Origin of the sequence: Streptomyces sp. AN091965, assembly GCF_022698285.1 — a bacterium.
GTDB lineage: Bacteria > Actinomycetota > Actinomycetes > Streptomycetales > Streptomycetaceae > Streptomyces.
Window position 1 is genome coordinate 6,486,424 of sequence record NZ_JALDMY010000001.1, and the last position, 17,887, is coordinate 6,504,310.

Genomic DNA, 17,887 nt, shown 5'->3' on the forward strand with positions numbered 1-17,887 from the left:
GCCATGAGCCGTTCCGCCCACCCCGCAGGACCCCGGCACGGAGACGTCCTGCCCGAGGGCCACTACTCCCCGCCGCCCACCGACCTCAACGCCCTCGACCCCAAGGTCTGGTCGAAGACCGTCACCCGCGGAGCCGACGGCGTCGTCAGCGTGGGCGGCACCGACGTCCTCCGGCTCGCCGAGGAGTTCGGCACCCCCGCCTACGTCCTCGACGAGGCCGACTTCCGCGCCCGCTGCCAGGCCTGGCGCGACGCCTTCGGGCCCGACGCCGACGTGTTCTACGCGGGCAAGGCCTTCCTCTCCCGCGCCGTCGTCCGGTGGCTGCACGAGGAGGGACTCAACCTGGACGTGTGCTCCGGCATCGAGCTGGCCACCGCCCTGGACGCGGGCATGCCCGCCGACCGCATCGCCTTCCACGGCAACAACAAGAGCGCCGCGGAGATCGAGCGAGCCGTCCGCGCCGGCGTCGGCCGCATCGTGCTCGACTCCTTCCAGGAGATCGTGCGGGTCGCCCACATCGCCGACGGCCTGGGCGTCCGCCAGCGCGTGCAGATCCGCGTGACCGTGGGCGTCGAGGCCCATACGCACGAGTTCATCGCCACCGCCCACGAGGACCAGAAGTTCGGCATCCCGCTGGCCGGGGGACAGGCCGCCGAGGCCGTGCGGCGCGCCCTCAAGCTCGACGGGCTCGACCTCATCGGCATCCACAGCCACATCGGCTCGCAGATCTTCGACACGTCCGGCTTCGAGGTGGCCGCCCACCGCGTCGTGGGCCTGCTGAAGGACATCCGCGACGAGCACGGCGTCGAACTCCCCGAGATCGACCTCGGCGGCGGCCTCGGCATCGCCTACACCCCGGCCGACGACCCGCGCGAGCCGCACGAGATCGCCACCGCCCTGCGCGAGATCGTCACCCGCGAGTGCGAGCGGGCGGGCCTGCGCGTGCCCCGGCTCTCCGTCGAGCCGGGCCGCGCCGTCGTCGGCCCGACCGCCTTCACGCTGTACGAGGTCGGCACCATCAAGCCCCTCGAGGGCCTGCGGACGTACGTCTCCGTCGACGGCGGCATGTCCGACAACATCCGCACCGCGCTCTACGACGCCGAGTACAGCGTCGCGCTCGTGTCCCGCTCCTCCGACGCCGAGCCGATGCTCGTCCGCGTCGTCGGCAAGCACTGCGAGAGCGGCGACATCGTCGTCCGCGACGCCTTCCTGCCCGCCGACCTCGCGCCCGGCGACCTCATCGCCGTCCCCGCGACCGGCGCCTACTGCCGCTCCATGGCCAGCAACTACAACCACGCGCCGCGCCCGCCGGTCGTCGCCGTGGCGGACGGCGCGGGCCGTGTGATCGTGCGCCGGGAGACGGAGGACGACCTGATGCGACTCGACGTCGGGTGAGTCGTCCCCGCCGGTGAAAGGCGGACCCGATACAACCGGTACGTGAAATGGATGTCTCACGATCCGGACTTTGGTCAGAAACACCGTTCCGGTGGGTGAGACTGGACCCACCGTACTTGGAGAAGGAAACGAGGTCGGATGATGCGTACGCGTCCGCTGAAGGTGGCGCTGCTGGGCTGTGGGGTCGTCGGCTCAGAGGTGGCGCGCATCATGACGACGCACGCCGACGACCTCACAGCCAGGATCGGCGCCCCGGTGGAGCTCGCCGGGGTCGCCGTCCGGCGCCCCTCCAAGGTGCGTGAGGGCATCGACCCGGCGCTCGTGACGACGGACGCCACCGCGCTCGTCAAACGCGGGGACATCGACGTCGTCGTCGAGGTCATCGGCGGCATCGAGCCCGCCCGCACCCTCATCACCACCGCCTTCGAGCACGGCGCCTCCGTGGTCTCGGCGAACAAGGCGCTCATCGCCCAGGACGGCGCGGCCCTGCACGCCGCCGCCGAGCAGCACGGGCGCGACCTCTACTACGAGGCGGCCGTCGCGGGCGCGATCCCGCTGATCAGGCCGCTGCGCGAGTCGCTCGCCGGTGACAAGGTCAACCGCGTCCTCGGCATCGTGAACGGCACGACCAACTTCATCCTCGACAAGATGGACACCACGGGCGCGGGCTACCAGGAAGCCCTGGACGAGGCCACCGCCCTCGGGTACGCGGAGGCCGACCCGACCGCCGACGTCGAGGGCTTCGACGCCGCCGCCAAGGCCGCGATCCTCGCCGGCATCGCCTTCCACACCCGGGTGCGCCTCGACGACGTCCACCGTGAGGGGATGACCGAGGTCACCGCGGCCGACTTCGCGTCCGCGAAGCGCATGGGCTGCACCATCAAGCTGCTCGCCATCTGCGAGCGGGCCGCCGACGGCGGCTCCGTCACCGCCCGCGTGCACCCCGCGATGATTCCGCTCAGCCATCCGCTGGCGAGCGTCCGCGAGGCGTACAACGCGGTCTTCGTGGAGGCCGAGGCCGCCGGCCAGCTCATGTTCTACGGCCCCGGCGCGGGCGGCGCGCCGACCGCGTCCGCCGTCCTCGGCGACCTGGTCGCCGTGTGCCGCAACAAGCTCGGCGAATCCACCGGACCCGGTGACTCCGCCTACACCCAGCTGCCCGTGAGCTCCATGGGCGAGGTCGTCACGCGGTTCCACATCAGCCTCGACGTGGCCGACAAGCCGGGCGTGCTCGCCCAGGTGGCCACGGTCTTCGCCGAGCACGGTGTCTCCATCGACACCGTCCGCCAGACGGTCAAGGACGGCGAGGCCTCCCTCGTCGTCGTCACGCACCGCGCGCCCGACGCCGCCCTCAGCGGCACCGTCGAGGCGCTGCGCAATCTCGACACCGTGCGTGGTGTCGCCAGCATCATGCGGGTTGAAGGGGAGTAAGCAGCAATGACCCACCAGTGGCGCGGAATCATCGAGGAGTACCGGGACCGTCTCCCCGTCTCCGACACCACGCCGGTCGTGACGCTCCGTGAGGGCGGCACGCCGCTCGTGCCCGCACAGGTGCTCTCCGAGCGCACCGGCTGTGAGGTCCACCTCAAGGTCGAGGGCGCGAACCCGACGGGGTCCTTCAAGGACCGCGGCATGACCATGGCGATCACCAAGGCCAAGGAGGACGGCGCCAAGGCCGTCATCTGCGCCTCCACCGGCAACACCTCGGCGTCGGCCGCCGCCTACGCCGTCCGCGCGGGCATGGTCTGCGCGGTCCTGGTGCCGCAGGGCAAGATCGCCCTGGGCAAGATGGGCCAGGCGCTCGTCTACGGCTCGAAGATCCTCCAGGTCGACGGCAACTTCGACGACTGTCTGAATCTGGCCCGCGGCCTGTCCGAGAACTACCCGGTGGCCCTGGTCAACTCGGTCAACCCGTACCGCATCGAGGGCCAGAAGACCGCCTCGTTCGAGATCGTGGACGCCCTGGGCACCGCCCCGGACATCCACGTCCTGCCGGTCGGCAACGCGGGCAACATCACGGCCTACTGGAAGGGCTACAAGGAGTACGCCGCCGACCAGGTGGCCACGAGCACCCCGCGCATGTGGGGCTTCCAGGCCTCCGGCTCGGCGCCCATCGTGCGCGGCGAGATCGTCAAGGACCCCTCGACGATCGCCACCGCGATTCGCATCGGCAACCCCGCGTCGTGGCAGCACGCGCTCGCCGCGCGCGACGAGTCGGGCGGCTTCATCGACGAGGTGACGGACCGTGAGATCCTGCGCGCCTACAAGCTGTTGGCCTCCCAGGAGGGCGTCTTCGTCGAGCCCGCGTCCGCCGCGTCCGTCGCCGGTCTGCTGAAGGCCGCGGAGCAGGGCAAGGTCGACAAGGGCCAGCGCATCGTCTGCACGGTCACCGGCAACGGCCTGAAGGACCCGGACTGGGCGGTCGCGGGCGCCCCGCAGCCGGTCACCGTCCCGGTGGACGCGGCGGCCGCCGCGGAGCGCCTGGGCCTGGCGTAACACCGCGCCCCGGGCGGCGACCCCGGCGGAACGCCGGACTCAGCCCGGGGCAAACCCCTCAACTCCCCACAGGGGGTGCACAGGGGGCTCGCGACACGCATCGTGCGCCTCCTGTGCGCCCTATGTCGCCACAGAACCTTCCTTCGATAGGCTGTAGCGAACCCGCCCCGCCGCATATGCCGCGGTGCCGCTCGCCGAAGCGGCCTTCGGGTGCTGCCGTCCGTCACAGGTCGAGGCCGGTCGAAGCCGGTCGAGGCCCGTCGCGGCGGCAAGTCCTCCAGACAACAGAGCTCAAGGAGAGTCATCGAGCGATGGCCGGTCCCGCGTTCCGCGCCGCCGCCGTCAGGGTGCGCGTCCCCGCCACCAGCGCCAACCTCGGCCCGGGCTTCGACGCCCTCGGCCTGTCGCTGGGGCTCTACGACGACGTGGTCGTACGCGTCGCCGACTCCGGCCTGCACGTCGACATCGCAGGCGAGGGCAGCGACACCCTCCCGCGCGACGAGTCGCACCTGCTCGTACGCTCCCTGCGCACCGCCTTCGACCTGCTCGGCGGGCAGCCGCGCGGCCTGGAGGTCGTCTGTGCCAACCGCATCCCGCACGGGCGCGGCCTCGGCTCCTCGTCCGCCGCGATCTGCGCCGGGATCGTCGCCGCGCGCGCGGTGACCATAGGCGGCGAGGCCCGTCTCGACGACGCCGCGCTCCTGGAGCTGGCCACCGAGATCGAAGGCCACCCCGACAACGTCGCGGCCTGCCTGCTCGGCGGCTTCACGGCCTCCTGGATGGACGGCTCCGCGGCCCGTGCCATCAGGATGGACCCCGTCGATTCCATCGTTCCGGTGGTTTTCGTACCCGGGAAGCCCGTGCTCACCGAAACCGCCCGCGGACTGCTGCCGCGCACCGTCCCGCACGTGGACGCGGCCGTCAACGCGGGCCGGGCGGCCCTGCTCGTCGAGGCCCTGACCAGGCGCCCCGAGCTGCTGCTGCCCGCCACCGAGGACCGCCTGCACCAGGAGTACCGCGCCCCGGCCATGCCGGAGAGCGCCGCCCTGGTGGAGAGCCTGCGCGCCGACGGCGTACCCGCGGTGATCTCCGGCGCGGGACCCACGGTCCTCGCGCTGGTCGACGACAGTGCGGCCGACAAGGTCGCACGCCTGGCGGGCGAGGGCTGGGCGGCGAACCGCCTGGCACTCGACCCGGCGGGCGCGAGTGTGCTGCCGCTGGCTCCCTGACCCGGGAGGACAGCGCACTCGGGGTGTCCGGATTTGGAGAGGGGGAATGTTTGTTGGATCCGGTAGTGTTAACCTCAAGTCTGCACCCGACCCCACCATGGCGAGGTGCTTTGTGTCCCCGTCCGGGACATCCATCCTTCCGGGAGCCTCCCAAACTGCTCTGTGCTTCGCACTGAGCGGTGCCGAGCACGCTCCGGAACCGGCGTGACCGAGCCGAGTGACCACCGCACCTCAGTGGCCCGGCATCGGGAAGCGCCACATCTGTGAACTCTTCCGCCGCGTTGGCGGACCACCGCCCCGGCACGGTCCACACACCAAGGACCGCCGGACAGCACAACCGGTCGCCGAGCCAGACAGGCCGACGTCCGCTCCAGGGAAGGACCCTTCGTGAGCGACACCACCGATCTGATGGGCGTGACTGCCGACACGCCCGCCACGGACGCCTCTGCGGCGCCTGCCACCGGTGCTTCGGCCGGGTCCCGGCGGCGCCGCGGCACCGGCCTCGAGGGCATGGTGCTGGCGGAACTGCAGCAGGTCGCATCGGGCCTCGGAATCAAGGGCACCGCGCGGATGCGCAAGAGCCAGCTGATCGAGGTCATCAAGGAGGCGCAGGCCGCGGGGGGAGCCCCGGCCAAGGCCGCCGCGGGCGCCGACACGGCGGAGGCCCCGGCCAAGCCGAAGCGCCGCGCCACCTCCAAGGCGCGCACCGGCGAGGCCGCCGAGAAGGCCGCCAAGTCCGACGACGCTCCGGCCGAGCAGGCCAAGGCCCCGGCCCAGCAGCAGATCGACATCCCCGGCCAGCCGGCGAGCGACGACAAGCCGGGCCGCGGCCGCCGCCGCGTCACCGCCGAGGCAGGCAGCCCCGAGACCGTCTCCGCCGAGGCCAAGGGCCAGGGCGAGACGAAGGCCGAGGCCCCCCGGGCCGAGCAGGCCGAGGCGAAGTCCGACCGCGGCGACCGCGCCGACAAGGGCGACGACCAGCAGGGCGAGGGCCGCCAGGGCCGCCGCGACCGCCAGGGCCGTGGCCGCGACCGTGACCGCGGCGAGCGGGGCGACCGCGGTGACCGCCAGGACCGCGGTGACCGCGGCGACCGCCGTGGCAACAAGGGCGACGACCAGCAGGGCGGCAACCGCAAGGACCAGGGCGGCCGCCAGGACCGTCAGGACCGCAAGGAGCAGGACGACTTCGACGACGACGGCGGCCGCCGCGGACGGCGCGGCCGTTACCGCGACCGTCGTGGCCGTCGTGGCCGCGAGGACTTCGCGGGCGAGCCGCAGGTGTCCGAGGACGACGTCCTGATCCCGGTCGCGGGCATCCTGGACATCCTCGACAACTACGCGTTCATCCGTACGTCGGGCTACCTCCCCGGTCCCAACGACGTGTACGTCTCCCTCGCCCAGGTCCGCAAGAACGGCCTGCGCAAGGGTGACCACGTCACCGGTGCGGTGCGCCAGCCCAAGGACGGCGAGCGCCGCGAGAAGTTCAACGCCCTGGTGCGTCTGGACTCGGTCAACGGCATGGCGCCCGAACACGGCCGCGGGCGGCCGGAGTTCAACAAGCTGACGCCCCTTTACCCGCAGGACCGGCTCCGTCTGGAGACCGACCCGGGCGTGCTGACCACCCGCATCATCGACCTCGTCTCGCCCATCGGCAAGGGCCAGCGCGGTCTGATCGTGGCCCCGCCGAAGACCGGCAAGACCATGATCATGCAGGCGATCGCCAACGCGATCACGCACAACAGCCCCGAGTGCCACCTGATGGTCGTCCTCGTCGACGAGCGTCCGGAAGAGGTCACCGACATGCAGCGGTCGGTGAAGGGCGAGGTCATCTCCTCGACCTTCGACCGCCCTGCCGAGGACCACACCACGGTCGCCGAGCTCGCCATCGAGCGCGCCAAGCGACTGGTGGAGCTGGGTCACGACGTCGTCGTCCTGCTCGACTCGATCACGCGTCTGGGCCGTGCGTACAACCTCGCCGCCCCGGCCTCCGGCCGCATCCTGTCCGGTGGTGTCGACTCGACCGCCCTGTACCCGCCGAAGCGCTTCTTCGGTGCCGCCCGCAACATCGAGGACGGCGGCTCGCTGACCATCCTGGCCACCGCGCTGGTCGAGACCGGCTCGCGGATGGACGAGGTGATCTTCGAGGAGTTCAAGGGCACCGGCAACATGGAGCTCAAGCTCGACCGGAAGCTCTCCGACAAGCGCATCTTCCCGGCGGTGGACGTGGACGCGTCCAGCACCCGCAAGGAAGAGATCCTGCTCGGCAGCGACGAGCTGGCCATCACCTGGAAGCTGCGCCGGGTGCTGCACGCGCTCGACCAGCAGCAGGCCATCGAGCTGCTCCTGGACAAGATGAAGCAGACGAAGTCGAACGCCGAGTTCCTGCTCCAGATCCAGAAGACGACCCCGGCGCCGGGCAACGGCAACGACTGACCGGCGCGGTCGCCTTCAGCAGGGTGATGGGAAGGGGCCGGTCCCGCCTTACGGCGGGACCGGCCCCTTCCGGCTTCCAAGATCCCGCGTGAGAGACCTTGGCCACACGTCTAAGAGATTCTCACGATCACGGGCGGTAGCGTCGTCTGGCGCGAAAGTGCAGGTGGGGGGCCGAAAGTACTAGGCGCCGCACACATTCCGTAGCGACCGGACCCCGGGGCGTACACAGGGTGTCGTGCAACCCTTCAATCGGTTTTCTCGTCTGACAAGTGACGACAAGCCGCGCCTGACCCTGAAAGCAGGGGGTAGCCGAACAGACGAGGACTGAGGAGCGCATGACCGACGAGAGCAGGTCCGCCGACGCGAAGCCGAAGCACCGCGGCAAGCGCGGCCGGCGCCGCAAACCGCGCAGCACGCGCAAGAAGGCCCTCGTCATATCCGCCTGGACCGCCGCGGGCGTGGTGGTCCTCGGCGGCACCGGCCTCGGCTACGTCTACTTCAAGCTCAACGGCAACATCAAGGGCGTCGACATCAACGCCGCGCTCGGCACCGACCGCCCCCTGGACGTCGACAACGGCTCCCAGGACATCCTCGTCCTCGGCTCCGACTCGCGCTCCGGCGACAACGGCAAGTACGGCAAGGACGAGGGCGCGGCCCGCTCGGACACCGCGATGATCGTCCACGTCTACAAGGGCCACAAGAAGGCCAGCGTGGTCTCCATCCCCCGCGACACCCTCATCACCCGGCCCGAGTGCGCCGTCAAGGACGGCGACGGCAAGACCGACCCGGGCGGCGAGCGCCAGATGTTCAACACGGCGTACGAGGTGGGAGGCCCGGCCTGCGCGGTCAAGACCGTCGAGAAGATGTCCGGCATCCGCATGGACCACTACGTCGAGGTCGATTTCACGGGCTTCAAGAAGCTCATCGACACCCTCGGCGGCGTGGAGATCGCCACCAAGCAGGCGATCAAGGACAAGGACAGCCACCTCGACCTGCCCGCGGGCGACCACAAGCTCAACGGCGAGCAGGCCCTCGGTCTCGTCCGCACCCGGCACGGCGTGGGCGACGGCAGTGACCTCGGCCGCATCCAGCTCCAGCAGGCCTTCATCAAGGCGCTGATCAACCAGGTCAAGGACATCGACCTGTTCGGCAACCCGAAGAAGCTCTGGGACCTCGCGGACGCCTCGACCAGCGCCGTCACCACCGATTCCGACCTGGACACGGTCAAGGACCTCGCGAGCTTCGCGAACGGCCTCAAGGGCATCGGCTCGGGCGACATGAAGATGGTCACGCTGCCCGTCCAGTACGACCCGGCCGACCGCAACCGCGTCATTCCGCTCGAAGAGGCCGACCGGCAGGTCTGGGACGCCCTCAGGGCGGACAAGGCGATCCCGAAGTCGGCCACCGACAAGTCCGCGGGCGACAAGGGCGCCGCTGGCAAGGTCGTGACCAGCGAATAAGCCCGTCGGACGACCGGCGGACCGGCCTGCGCGATGCCTCCGGGAATACTTCCGGGCCCACCCCGGTTTGGGCAGATGCGGCCGGTCCTGGCAAACTGGTCCGTCGGCCCCGGTTCACGCACCCGCATCCCGCGCTTGCGACCCGGAGCCCTCCCGAAACTAGGAGACACCTTGAAGCGCGACATCCACCCCGAGTACGTCGAGACGCAGGTCAGCTGCACCTGTGGCGCGTCGTTCACCACCCGTAGCACGATCTCCGGCGGCACCATCCGTGCCGAGGTCTGCTCCGAGTGCCACCCGTTCTACACGGGCAAGCAGAAGATCCTCGACACCGGTGGCCGTGTGGCCCGCTTCGAGGCCCGCTTCGGCAAGGCTGCCGGCTCCGCCAACAAGTAGCGAGCCACCTGCGCCGGTCTCCGGCCGCCCTCGTTCGCGGGGGTGGCCGGGACCGGCGTTTGCCGTCTGTCGCAGAAGCAGCCACGCAGCCCTGCGCGAGCCCCGCTCGCGTACCGAAGAACCCAGGAGCCCGAGATGTTCGAGGCGGTCGAGGAACTGATCGGCGAGCACGCCGATCTGGAGCAGAAGCTCGCCGACCCGTCGGTCCACGCCGACCAGGCCAACGCGCGCAAGCTCAACAAGCGCTACGCCGAGCTGACCCCGATCGTCGCCACGTACCGGACCTGGAAGCAGCTCGGTGACGACATCGACACCGCGCGTGAGCTGGCGGCCGAGGACCCCGACTTCGCCGCCGAGGTCAAGGACCTCACCGAGAGCCGCGAGGCGGTCACCGAGAAGCTGCGGCTGCTCCTCGTGCCCCGGGACCCCAGCGACGACAAGGACGTCATCCTGGAGATCAAGGCGGGCGCGGGCGGCGACGAGTCGGCCCTGTTCGCGGGCGACCTGCTGCGCATGTACCTGCGGTACGCCGAGCGCGTCGGCTGGAAGACCGAGATCATCGACTCCACCGAGTCCGAGCTCGGCGGCTACAAGGACGTCCAGGTCGCCGTGAAGACCAAGGGCGGCAACGGCGCCACCGAGCCCGGCCAGGGCGTCTGGGCCAGGCTGAAGTACGAGGGCGGCGTGCACCGCGTGCAGCGCGTGCCCGCGACCGAGTCGCAGGGCCGCATCCACACCTCCGCGGCCGGCGTGCTCGTCACGCCCGAGGCGGAGGAGGTCGACGTCGAGATCAACATGAACGACCTGCGCATCGACGTCTACCGCTCCTCGGGCCCCGGCGGCCAGTCCGTCAACACCACCGACTCGGCCGTGCGCATCACGCACATCCCGACCGGTGTCGTCGCCTCCTGCCAGAACGAGAAGAGCCAGCTCCAGAACAAGGAGCAGGCCCTGCGCATCCTGCGCTCCAGGCTGCTCGCGGCGGCCCAGGAAGAGGCGGAGAAGGAGGCCGCGGACGCCCGCCGCAGCCAGGTCCGCACCGTCGACCGCTCCGAGAAGATCCGTACGTACAACTTCCCGGAAAACCGCATCTCCGACCACCGCGTGGGCTTCAAGGCGTACAACTTGGACCAGGTCCTCGACGGCGAGCTCGACGCGGTCATCCAGGCCTGTGTCGACGCCGACTCCGCCGCCAAGCTCGCCGCCGCCTAAGCCCACCACCCCGTCGTACGACCGTCCCGGAGGACCAGCGTGAACCTGCTGCTAGCGGAAGTGGCCCAGGCCACCCAGCGGCTGGCCGACGCCGGCGTGCCCTCGCCGCGCAACGACGCGGAGGAGCTCGCCGCCTTCGTGCACGGGGTGAAACGGGGCGAGCTGCACTCCGTCAAGGACGCGGACTTCGACGCCCGCTACTGGGAGGCGATCGCCCGCCGCGAGGCCCGCGAGCCGCTCCAGCACATCACGGGCCGCGCGTTCTTCCGCTATCTGGAGCTCCAGGTCGGCCCCGGCGTCTTCGTCCCGCGCCCGGAGACCGAGTCGGTCGTCGGCTGGGCCATAGACGCGGTCCGCGCGATGGACGTCGTCGAGCCGCTCATCGTCGACCTGTGCACCGGCAGCGGTGCCATCGCCCTCGCCCTCGCCCAGGAGGTGCCGCGCTCGCGCGTGCACGCCGTGGAGCTGTCCGAGGACGCCCTGAACTGGACCCGCAAGAACGTCGAGGGCTCCCGCGTCACCCTGCACGCGGGTGACGCGCGCACGGCCCTGCCGGAGCTCGACGGCCAGGTCGACCTCGTCGTCTCCAACCCCCCGTACATCCCGCTCACGGAGTGGGAGTACGTTGCGCCCGAGGCCCGGGACTACGATCCCGAACTCGCCCTGTTCTCCGGCGAGGACGGCCTCGACCTGATCCGCGGCATCGAGCGCACCGCGCACCGGCTGCTGCGGCCGGGCGGAGTCGTCGTCGTGGAGCACGCCGACACCCAGGGCGGTCTGGTGCCGTGGATCTTCACCGAGGAGCGTGGCTGGGCCGACGCGGCCGACCACCCCGACCTGAACAACCGGCCGCGGTTCGCGACCGCCCGCAAGGCGCTGCCGTGAGCACGGCGGCGACGAAGAAGACGATGTACGCGACCGGTGCCGACGCGCCGGACGCGTACGAGCACGACGAGTACGTGGACCAGTACGTGTACGAGGAGGCCCGCTAGATGGCACGGCGATACGACACCAACGACGCGACCGACCGTACGACCGGTCTGCGCGAGGCCGCGTCCGCCGTCCGCCGCGGCGAACTGGTGGTGCTGCCGACGGACACGGTGTACGGCGTGGGCGCGGACGCCTTCAGCCCGGAAGCCGTCGCCGACCTCCTCGACGCCAAGGGGCGCGGGCGGAACATGCCGACGCCCGTCCTCATCGGCTCCCCGAACACCCTCCACGGCCTCGTCACGGACTTCTCCGAGTCCGCCTGGGAGCTCGTCGACGCCTTCTGGCCCGGGGCCCTCACCCTCGTCGCCAAGCAGCAGCCCTCGCTCCAGTGGGACCTGGGGGACACCCGCGGCACCGTCGCCATCCGCATGCCGCTGCACCCCGTCGCGATCGAGCTCCTCACCGAGGTCGGCCCCATGGCGGTGTCCTCGGCGAACCTCACCGGACACCCCGCGCCCGAGGACTGCGACGCCGCCCAGGAGATGCTGGGCGACTCCATCTCGGTCTACCTGGACGGCGGCCCCACCCCCGGCATCGTCCCCTCCTCCATCGTGGACGTCACCGGCAAGGTCCCGGTCCTGCTGCGCGCCGGAGCGCTCGACGCGGACGAGCTCCGCAAGGTCGTACCCGACCTCGAGGTGGCCAATTGACAGCCCCTGAGACGGGGCGTGGCATAGCGGGCCTCCCGGGCTTCCCGGACCCCGCCGGGGACGAGGGGGGCCTCCGGTCCCTCAAGGCCCCCGGCACCTTCCGCATCCTCCACGTCAGCACCGGCAACGTCTGCCGCTCGCCGATCACCGAGCGGCTCACCCGGCATGCCCTCGCCGACCGGCTCGGCGACCCCGGCACCGGTGGGCTCATCGTGGAGAGCGCGGGCACCTGGGGTCACGAGGGCGCGCCCATGGAGACCCACGCCGAGACGGTCCTCGCCGACTTCGGGGCGGACGCCACCGGCTTCGTGGGCCGCGAGCTCCTCGACGACCACGTCATCCGGGCCGACCTCGTCCTCACCGCGACCCGGGACCACCGGGCGCAGGTCATCTCCATGGGGCACTCGGCCGGGCTGCGGACCTTCACCCTGAAGGAGTTCACCCGGCTCGTGCGGGCCATAGACCCCGCGACGCTGCCGGACCCGGAGGGGGCCGACGGCGTGGTCGAGCGGGCCCGCGCCCTGGTGCGGGCCGCGGCCGCGCTGCGCGGGTGGCTGCTCGCCCCCAGCGTGGAGGCCGACGAGGTCTACGACCCCTACGGCGCGCCCCTGCCCTTCTTCCGCTCCGTCGGCGGCGAGATCCAGCAGGCCCTGGACCCGGTGGTCACAGCCCTGACGGGCGTCCGCCAGGCGTAGCCCCGCCGGGCCCGGGGCGCACCCGCGAGGGCACCGCCGCGCACATCGCTCCGGGCGCGCCTACATTGGAGAGATGACGACGGCCAGCCCAAGGCGCCCCGCCGCCCCGGCGGCGTACGCCGCGCTGCGCCGCCAGGACCCCGAGCTCGCCGAGGTCCTGCTCGGCGAGACGGCCCGGCAGTCCGCCTCGCTCCAGCTCATCGCCGCCGAGAACTTCACCTCCGAGGCCGTCCTGACGGCCCTGGGCTCCCCGCTCGCGAACAAGTACGCCGAGGGCTACCCCGGCGCCCGCCACCACGGCGGCTGCGAGTTCGTGGACGTCGCGGAGCGCCTCGCCGTGGACCGTGCCAAGGCCCTCTTCGGCGCCGAGCACGCCAACGTGCAGGCGCACTCGGGCTCGTCCGCCGTCCTCGCCGCCTATGCCGCACTCCTGCGCCCGGGGGACACCGTCCTCGCGATGGGTCTCCCGTACGGAGGACATCTCACCCACGGCTCGCCCTCGAACTTCTCGGGCAGGTGGTTCGACTTCGTCGGGTACGGCCTCGACCCGGAGACCGGTCTCATCGACTACGCGCAGGTGCGCGCCCTGGCCCGCGAGCACCGCCCGAAGGCCGTCGTGTGCGGCTCCATCGCCTATCCGCGCCACATCGACTACGCCGCGTTCCGCGAGGTCGCCGACGACGTGGGCGCCCATCTGATCGCCGATGCCGCCCACCCCATCGGCCTGGTCGCGGGCGGCGCGGCGCCCAGCCCGGTGCCGTACGCGGACGTCGTGTGCGCCACCACCCACAAGGTGCTCCGCGGCCCCCGCGGTGGCTTGATCCTGTGCGGCGCGGGCCTCGCCGAGCGCATCGACCGGGCGGTGTTCCCGTTCACCCAGGGCGGCGCGCAGATGCACACCATCGCCGCCAAGGCGGTGGCCTTCGGCGAGGCGGCGACCCCCGCCTTCACCGCGTACGCCCATCAAGTCGTGGCGAACGCAAGGGTGTTGGCCGAGGCCCTGGCAGGGGAGGGGTTCGCCGTCAGCACCGGGGGCACGGACACCCACCTGGTGCTCGCCGACCCCGCCCCGCACGGCGTGGACGCCCGGGCGGCCCGGGGCCGCCTCGCCGCGGCGGGTCTGGTTCTGGACACCTGCGCGCTGCCCCACGGCGACGGCCGCGGACTGCGCCTGGGCACGGCGGCCGTCACCACACAGGGGATGCGGGAGGCGGAGATGGCACGCGTCGCCGCGCTGTTCGCGGCGGCCGTCCGGGAGGAGGACGACGTCAGGGCGGCGGTCGGGGACCTCACGGCCCGGTTTCCCCCCTATCCGGGCCGGGGAAGCGGCGGGACCACGGCGCTGTAGCGGAGTTGTGCAACGATCGTCGCTACCCGGAAGTGCCCAACCTTATGCGCGCGAAGCTAGGGTGTGGTGCTGAGATGGCCAGCGATACCTGTGGGGAAGCCCGTGCGTGAATATCTGCTGACGCTCTGCATCACGGCCGCGGTGACCTATCTGCTGACCGGCCCGGTGCGGAAGTTCGCGATCGTGGCCGGTGCCATGCCGGAGATCCGCGCGCGCGACGTGCACCGGGAGCCGACGCCCCGGCTCGGCGGTATCGCGATGTTCTTCGGCCTGTGCGCGGGCCTCCTGGTGGCCGACCACCTGCCCAACCTCAACGAGGTGTTCACGAAGTCGAACGAGCCGCGCGCGCTGCTGTCCGGCGCCGCCCTGATCTGGCTCATCGGCGTCCTGGACGACAAGTTCGAGATCGACGCGCTGATCAAGCTCGGCGGCCAGATGATCGCCGCGGGCGTCATGGTCGTGCAGGGCCTGACGATCCTGTGGCTGCCCATCCCGGGCTACGGCACGCTCTCGCTGACCCAGTGGCAGGGCACCCTCCTGACGGTCGCCCTCGTCGTCATCACCATCAACGCCGTGAACTTCGTCGACGGCCTGGACGGCCTCGCCGCGGGCATGGTGTGCATCGCCGCCACCGCGTTCTTCATGTACGCGTACCGCATCTGGTACGGCTACGGCATCGAGGCCGCCGCCCCCGCGACCCTCTTCGCGGCCATCCTGATGGGCATGTGCCTCGGCTTCCTGCCGCACAACATGCACCCGGCCAGGATCTTCATGGGCGACTCGGGCTCCATGCTCATCGGGCTCGTGCTCGCCGCCGGTGCCATCTCCATCACCGGGCAGGTCGACCCGGACGCCATGAAGCTGAACCTCGGCGGCAGCGCCCGCGACGCCACGCACGCGATGCTCCCGGTCTTCATCCCGCTCCTGATGCCGCTGACGATCATCGCGATCCCGTTCGGCGACCTGGTCCTGGCCATCGCCCGCCGCACCTGGAAGGGACAGTCGCCGTTCGCCGCCGACCGGGGCCATCTGCACCACCGGCTCCTGGACGTCGGGCACTCGCACAGCCGCGCGGTGCTGATCATGTACTTCTGGTCGGCCCTCATCGCCTTCGGCACCGTCGCCTACTCGGTCCACTCGACGAACATGTGGATCCTGCTCCTGATCGTCGCCCTCAGCGCCGTGGGCCTGGTGCTGCTCCTGCTGCCCCGCTTCACCCCGCACGCGCCCCGCTGGGCGGAGAACTTCGTGCCGCCGAGGTACCGGAGCAGGCGCTCCTCCCCGGCCGGTACAGCGGCCACTGAGCGCGCCGACGGGGCCGCCCCGGCGGAGGCGTGCGGGGCGGACGGGACGGACGGGCCGGGGGAGGCCTCCGAAGACCGGCCGGCCGTCGGCGCGGGCGTCAACGGAGCGACCGCGCTCGGCACCCGCCCGCGCTTCCTGGACCGGCGCAAGGCGGGGTCGTCACGTTGACGCCGACCGGCAAAGCGGCCCTTTAGCAGACAAAGTGACGGACCGAATGCACAGACGCGCGGATTGCTTCTCATGTGTGACAGCGAGCACACCAGACAGGTAAAGACCTCATCAAATAGTTTGTGATACGGTTCACGAGACCCGGCGACAGAGCCGAAGGACCGTAGTGCGACGGTCCATTGGCCCGAGGACCCCGCTCGGACCGGGTCTACGCTCGTCCATGACGACACCCTGCCCCCATCAGTAAGCGGAGTTGCCGCCATGCCGTCTCAAGACACCCGGACTCTCCTGCAGTCCGCCGTCCCCACTGCCGCCGTCGGTGCGATCACCGCCGTGGTCAGTGGTGTGGTCGCGGGCGGCAAGGGGGCGCTCGGCGCCGTCATCGGCACGGCTGTGGTCATCGCCTTCATGGGGCTCGGCCTGTTCGTCCTGCAGCGGACGGCAAAATCGCTTCCGCAGCTCTTCCAGGCGATGGGCATGATGCTCTACGTCGCCCAGCTGCTGTTGCTTCTCATCTTCGTGGGTCTGTTCAAGGACACCACCGCGTTCAACCCGAAGTCCTTCGCGCTCGCTCTCGTCATCGCCACCGTCGCCTGGATGGCGTCGCAGGCTCGCGCGCACATGAAGGCCAAGATCCTCTACGTCGAACCCGAACCCGAACCTTCCTCGGTTGCCGCCTCCCAGAAGAGCGACAAGCCGGAGAAGCCGGGGTCGGAGACGTGAGAGGTAGGGCCGGGATAAATGCCCGTTCGAGATGCTGCTATCGTCCGGTGCCAACTGCGGCACTGCAGGCGCGGGCATCTGAGCTGACGCCTGCACCATCGCGAGGCTCGATGCCTGACCGCCGCTCACACTTCCGAAACACCAGTCCGGTGCCGATCCGCGGCCGCGTGCCGCGCCGACTCGACAACGAGGTTGCCGTACCCATGCTTCACGCCGAAGGAGCCCGCGGTGAGTGCTGAACAAACTGAGCTCGCCTTTGACTGGAGCTGTCGGATCATGTCCGACAACGGCTGTGGCTTCCCGGCCCCGGGCCTGCACTCGTTCCTCTTCAAGCCGATCTTCGAGGTCGGTGGGTTCGAGTTCAACAAGGTGATGCTGCTCGCCCTGATCACGACCCTGGTCGTCATCACCTTCTTCTACGCCGCCTTCGGCAAGGCCAAGGTCGTGCCGGGCAAGCTCCAGATGATCGGCGAGGCGGGTTACGACTTCGTCCGCCGCGGGATCGTCTACGAGACCCTCGGCAAGAAGGAGGGCGAGAAGTACGTCCCCCTCATGGTCTCGATGTTCTTCTTCATCTGGATCATGAACATCTGGTCCGTGGTGCCGCTCTCGCAGTTCCCGGTCTCGTCGGTGTTCGCGTACCCGGTCGTGCTCGCGCTCATCACGTACCTGATCTGGGTGCCGCTGACCTTCAAGCGCCACGGCTTCGTGGGTGGTTGGAAGAACATCACCGGCTACGACAACTCGCTCGGCCCGATCAAGTGGCTGGTGTCGTTCATCGAGTTCTTCTCGAACCTCCTTGTGCGTCCCTTCACGCACTCCGTGCGACTCTTCGCCAACATGTTCGCCGGTCACCTGATGCTGGTGATGTTCACCGTCGCCTCCTGGTACCTGCTGAACAGCTGGATGATCCCGGCCGCCGGCGTCTCCTTCGTGATGACGGTCGCCATGATCTGCTTCGAACTCTTCGTGCAGGCCGTCCAGGCGTACGTCTTCGTGCTCCTCGCCTGCACCTACATCCAGGGCGCTGTCGCCGAGCACCACTGACACCACCCGCCTCGTAAACCCCCAGATCGCCCGGTGGCCAACCCCCACCGGCCCATGAAAGAGAAGGAAGAGACAGCATGTCCGCTGTTGAGCTCGCCGCAGGTGTTTCCGGTTCCCTCGGTTCGATCGGCTACGGCCTCTCCGCGATCGGCCCCGGCATCGGCGTCGGCATCGTCTTCGGCAAGGGCACCGAGGCCCTGGCCCGTCAGCCCGAGGCCGCCGGTCTGATCCGTGCCAACCAGATCCTGGGCTTCGCCTTCTGTGAGGCGCTCGCCCTCATCGGCATCGTTATGCCGTTCGTGTTCGGTCAGTAATTACTAACCGACACATTTTCGACGAA

16 protein-coding genes are annotated in these 17,887 nt (G+C 70.4%); all 16 read left to right on the plus strand.

The genetic code is table 11. The features are described 5' to 3' along the window. Positions 1-3 precede the first annotated feature (3 nt). Complete coding sequence (gene lysA / locus MQV74_RS27730) at positions 4-1,395, plus strand: diaminopimelate decarboxylase (RefSeq protein WP_242723049.1); 1,392 nt, start codon at positions 4-6, stop codon at positions 1,393-1,395. Between the two features lie 141 nt (positions 1,396-1,536). Further along, positions 1,537-2,826 carry a homoserine dehydrogenase gene (locus tag MQV74_RS27735; RefSeq protein ID WP_242729200.1) on the plus strand — a complete coding sequence of 430 codons (1,290 nt, stop codon included), beginning with the start codon at positions 1,537-1,539 and terminating at the stop codon, positions 2,824-2,826. Positions 2,827-2,832: 6 nt separating this feature from the next. Then, positions 2,833-3,891: a threonine synthase gene (gene thrC / locus MQV74_RS27740; protein ID WP_242723051.1), complete on the plus strand. Its 1,059-nt coding sequence runs from the start codon at positions 2,833-2,835 to the stop codon at positions 3,889-3,891. 311 nt (positions 3,892-4,202) lie between these two features. Then, complete coding sequence (gene thrB, locus MQV74_RS27745; RefSeq protein ID WP_138961820.1) at positions 4,203-5,120, plus strand: homoserine kinase; 918 nt, start codon at positions 4,203-4,205, stop codon at positions 5,118-5,120. A gap of 387 nt (positions 5,121-5,507) precedes the next feature. Then, positions 5,508-7,553, plus strand: coding sequence for a transcription termination factor Rho (rho, locus tag MQV74_RS27750; RefSeq protein ID WP_242723053.1), 2,046 nt, complete (start codon positions 5,508-5,510; stop codon positions 7,551-7,553). A 335-nt stretch (positions 7,554-7,888) separates the two neighbouring features. Further along, the gene (locus MQV74_RS27755) at positions 7,889-9,013 is read left to right on the plus strand and encodes an LCP family protein (protein WP_242723055.1); all 1,125 of its coding nucleotides are present in this window, start codon (positions 7,889-7,891) and stop codon (positions 9,011-9,013) included. Between the two features lie 171 nt (positions 9,014-9,184). Then, complete coding sequence (rpmE, locus tag MQV74_RS27760) at positions 9,185-9,409, plus strand: 50S ribosomal protein L31 (RefSeq protein WP_242723057.1); 225 nt, start codon at positions 9,185-9,187, stop codon at positions 9,407-9,409. Between the two features lie 135 nt (positions 9,410-9,544). Next, entirely contained in the window at positions 9,545-10,621 is a 1,077-nt protein-coding gene (gene prfA, locus MQV74_RS27765) for a peptide chain release factor 1 (protein WP_242723059.1), read from the plus strand. 39 nt (positions 10,622-10,660) lie between these two features. Then, the gene (gene prmC / locus MQV74_RS27770) at positions 10,661-11,506 is read left to right on the plus strand and encodes a peptide chain release factor N(5)-glutamine methyltransferase (protein ID WP_172383823.1); all 846 of its coding nucleotides are present in this window, start codon (positions 10,661-10,663) and stop codon (positions 11,504-11,506) included. 107 nt (positions 11,507-11,613) lie between these two features. Further along, on the plus strand, positions 11,614-12,261 hold the full coding sequence (locus tag MQV74_RS27775) for an L-threonylcarbamoyladenylate synthase (RefSeq protein ID WP_138961826.1): 648 nt from the start codon (positions 11,614-11,616) through the stop codon (positions 12,259-12,261). After that, complete coding sequence (locus tag MQV74_RS27780) at positions 12,258-12,956, plus strand: arsenate reductase/protein-tyrosine-phosphatase family protein (RefSeq protein WP_278194238.1); 699 nt, start codon at positions 12,258-12,260, stop codon at positions 12,954-12,956. The genes MQV74_RS27775 and MQV74_RS27780 overlap by 4 nt, the downstream gene beginning before the upstream one ends. Positions 12,957-13,029: 73 nt before the next feature. Further along, positions 13,030-14,304 carry a serine hydroxymethyltransferase gene (glyA, locus tag MQV74_RS27785; protein WP_242723061.1) on the plus strand — a complete coding sequence of 425 codons (1,275 nt, stop codon included), beginning with the start codon at positions 13,030-13,032 and terminating at the stop codon, positions 14,302-14,304. 102 nt (positions 14,305-14,406) lie between these two features. Continuing rightward, entirely contained in the window at positions 14,407-15,777 is a 1,371-nt protein-coding gene (locus MQV74_RS27790) for an MraY family glycosyltransferase (RefSeq protein ID WP_242723070.1), read from the plus strand. A gap of 261 nt (positions 15,778-16,038) precedes the next feature. Then, positions 16,039-16,500, plus strand: coding sequence for a hypothetical protein (locus MQV74_RS27795; RefSeq protein ID WP_138961829.1), 462 nt, complete (start codon positions 16,039-16,041; stop codon positions 16,498-16,500). A 276-nt stretch (positions 16,501-16,776) separates the two neighbouring features. Beyond that, a complete protein-coding gene (gene atpB, locus MQV74_RS27800) occupies positions 16,777-17,547 on the plus strand; it encodes a F0F1 ATP synthase subunit A (RefSeq protein WP_172383826.1) in 771 nt (256 codons plus the stop codon). Positions 17,548-17,624: 77 nt separating this feature from the next. After that, the gene (atpE, locus tag MQV74_RS27805; RefSeq protein ID WP_030685170.1) at positions 17,625-17,861 is read left to right on the plus strand and encodes an ATP synthase F0 subunit C; all 237 of its coding nucleotides are present in this window, start codon (positions 17,625-17,627) and stop codon (positions 17,859-17,861) included. The last annotated feature ends 26 nt before the right edge of the window (positions 17,862-17,887 follow it).

Coding starts and splice junctions, on each gene's coding strand:
- MQV74_RS27735 (WP_242729200.1), top strand. CDS start 1,537: ATGCGTACGCGTCCGCTGAAGGTGGCGCTGCTGGGCTGTGGGGTCGTC.
- prfA (WP_242723059.1), top strand. CDS start 9,545: ATGTTCGAGGCGGTCGAGGAACTGATCGGCGAGCACGCCGATCTGGAG.
- atpE (WP_030685170.1), top strand. CDS start 17,625: ATGTCCGCTGTTGAGCTCGCCGCAGGTGTTTCCGGTTCCCTCGGTTCG.
- glyA (WP_242723061.1), top strand. CDS start 13,030: ATGACGACGGCCAGCCCAAGGCGCCCCGCCGCCCCGGCGGCGTACGCC.
- MQV74_RS27775 (WP_138961826.1), top strand. CDS start 11,614: ATGGCACGGCGATACGACACCAACGACGCGACCGACCGTACGACCGGT.
- thrB (WP_138961820.1), top strand. CDS start 4,203: ATGGCCGGTCCCGCGTTCCGCGCCGCCGCCGTCAGGGTGCGCGTCCCC.
- MQV74_RS27795 (WP_138961829.1), top strand. CDS start 16,039: ATGCCGTCTCAAGACACCCGGACTCTCCTGCAGTCCGCCGTCCCCACT.
- atpB (WP_172383826.1), top strand. CDS start 16,777: ATGTCCGACAACGGCTGTGGCTTCCCGGCCCCGGGCCTGCACTCGTTC.
- MQV74_RS27755 (WP_242723055.1), top strand. CDS start 7,889: ATGACCGACGAGAGCAGGTCCGCCGACGCGAAGCCGAAGCACCGCGGC.
- thrC (WP_242723051.1), top strand. CDS start 2,833: ATGACCCACCAGTGGCGCGGAATCATCGAGGAGTACCGGGACCGTCTC.
- lysA (WP_242723049.1), top strand. CDS start 4: ATGAGCCGTTCCGCCCACCCCGCAGGACCCCGGCACGGAGACGTCCTG.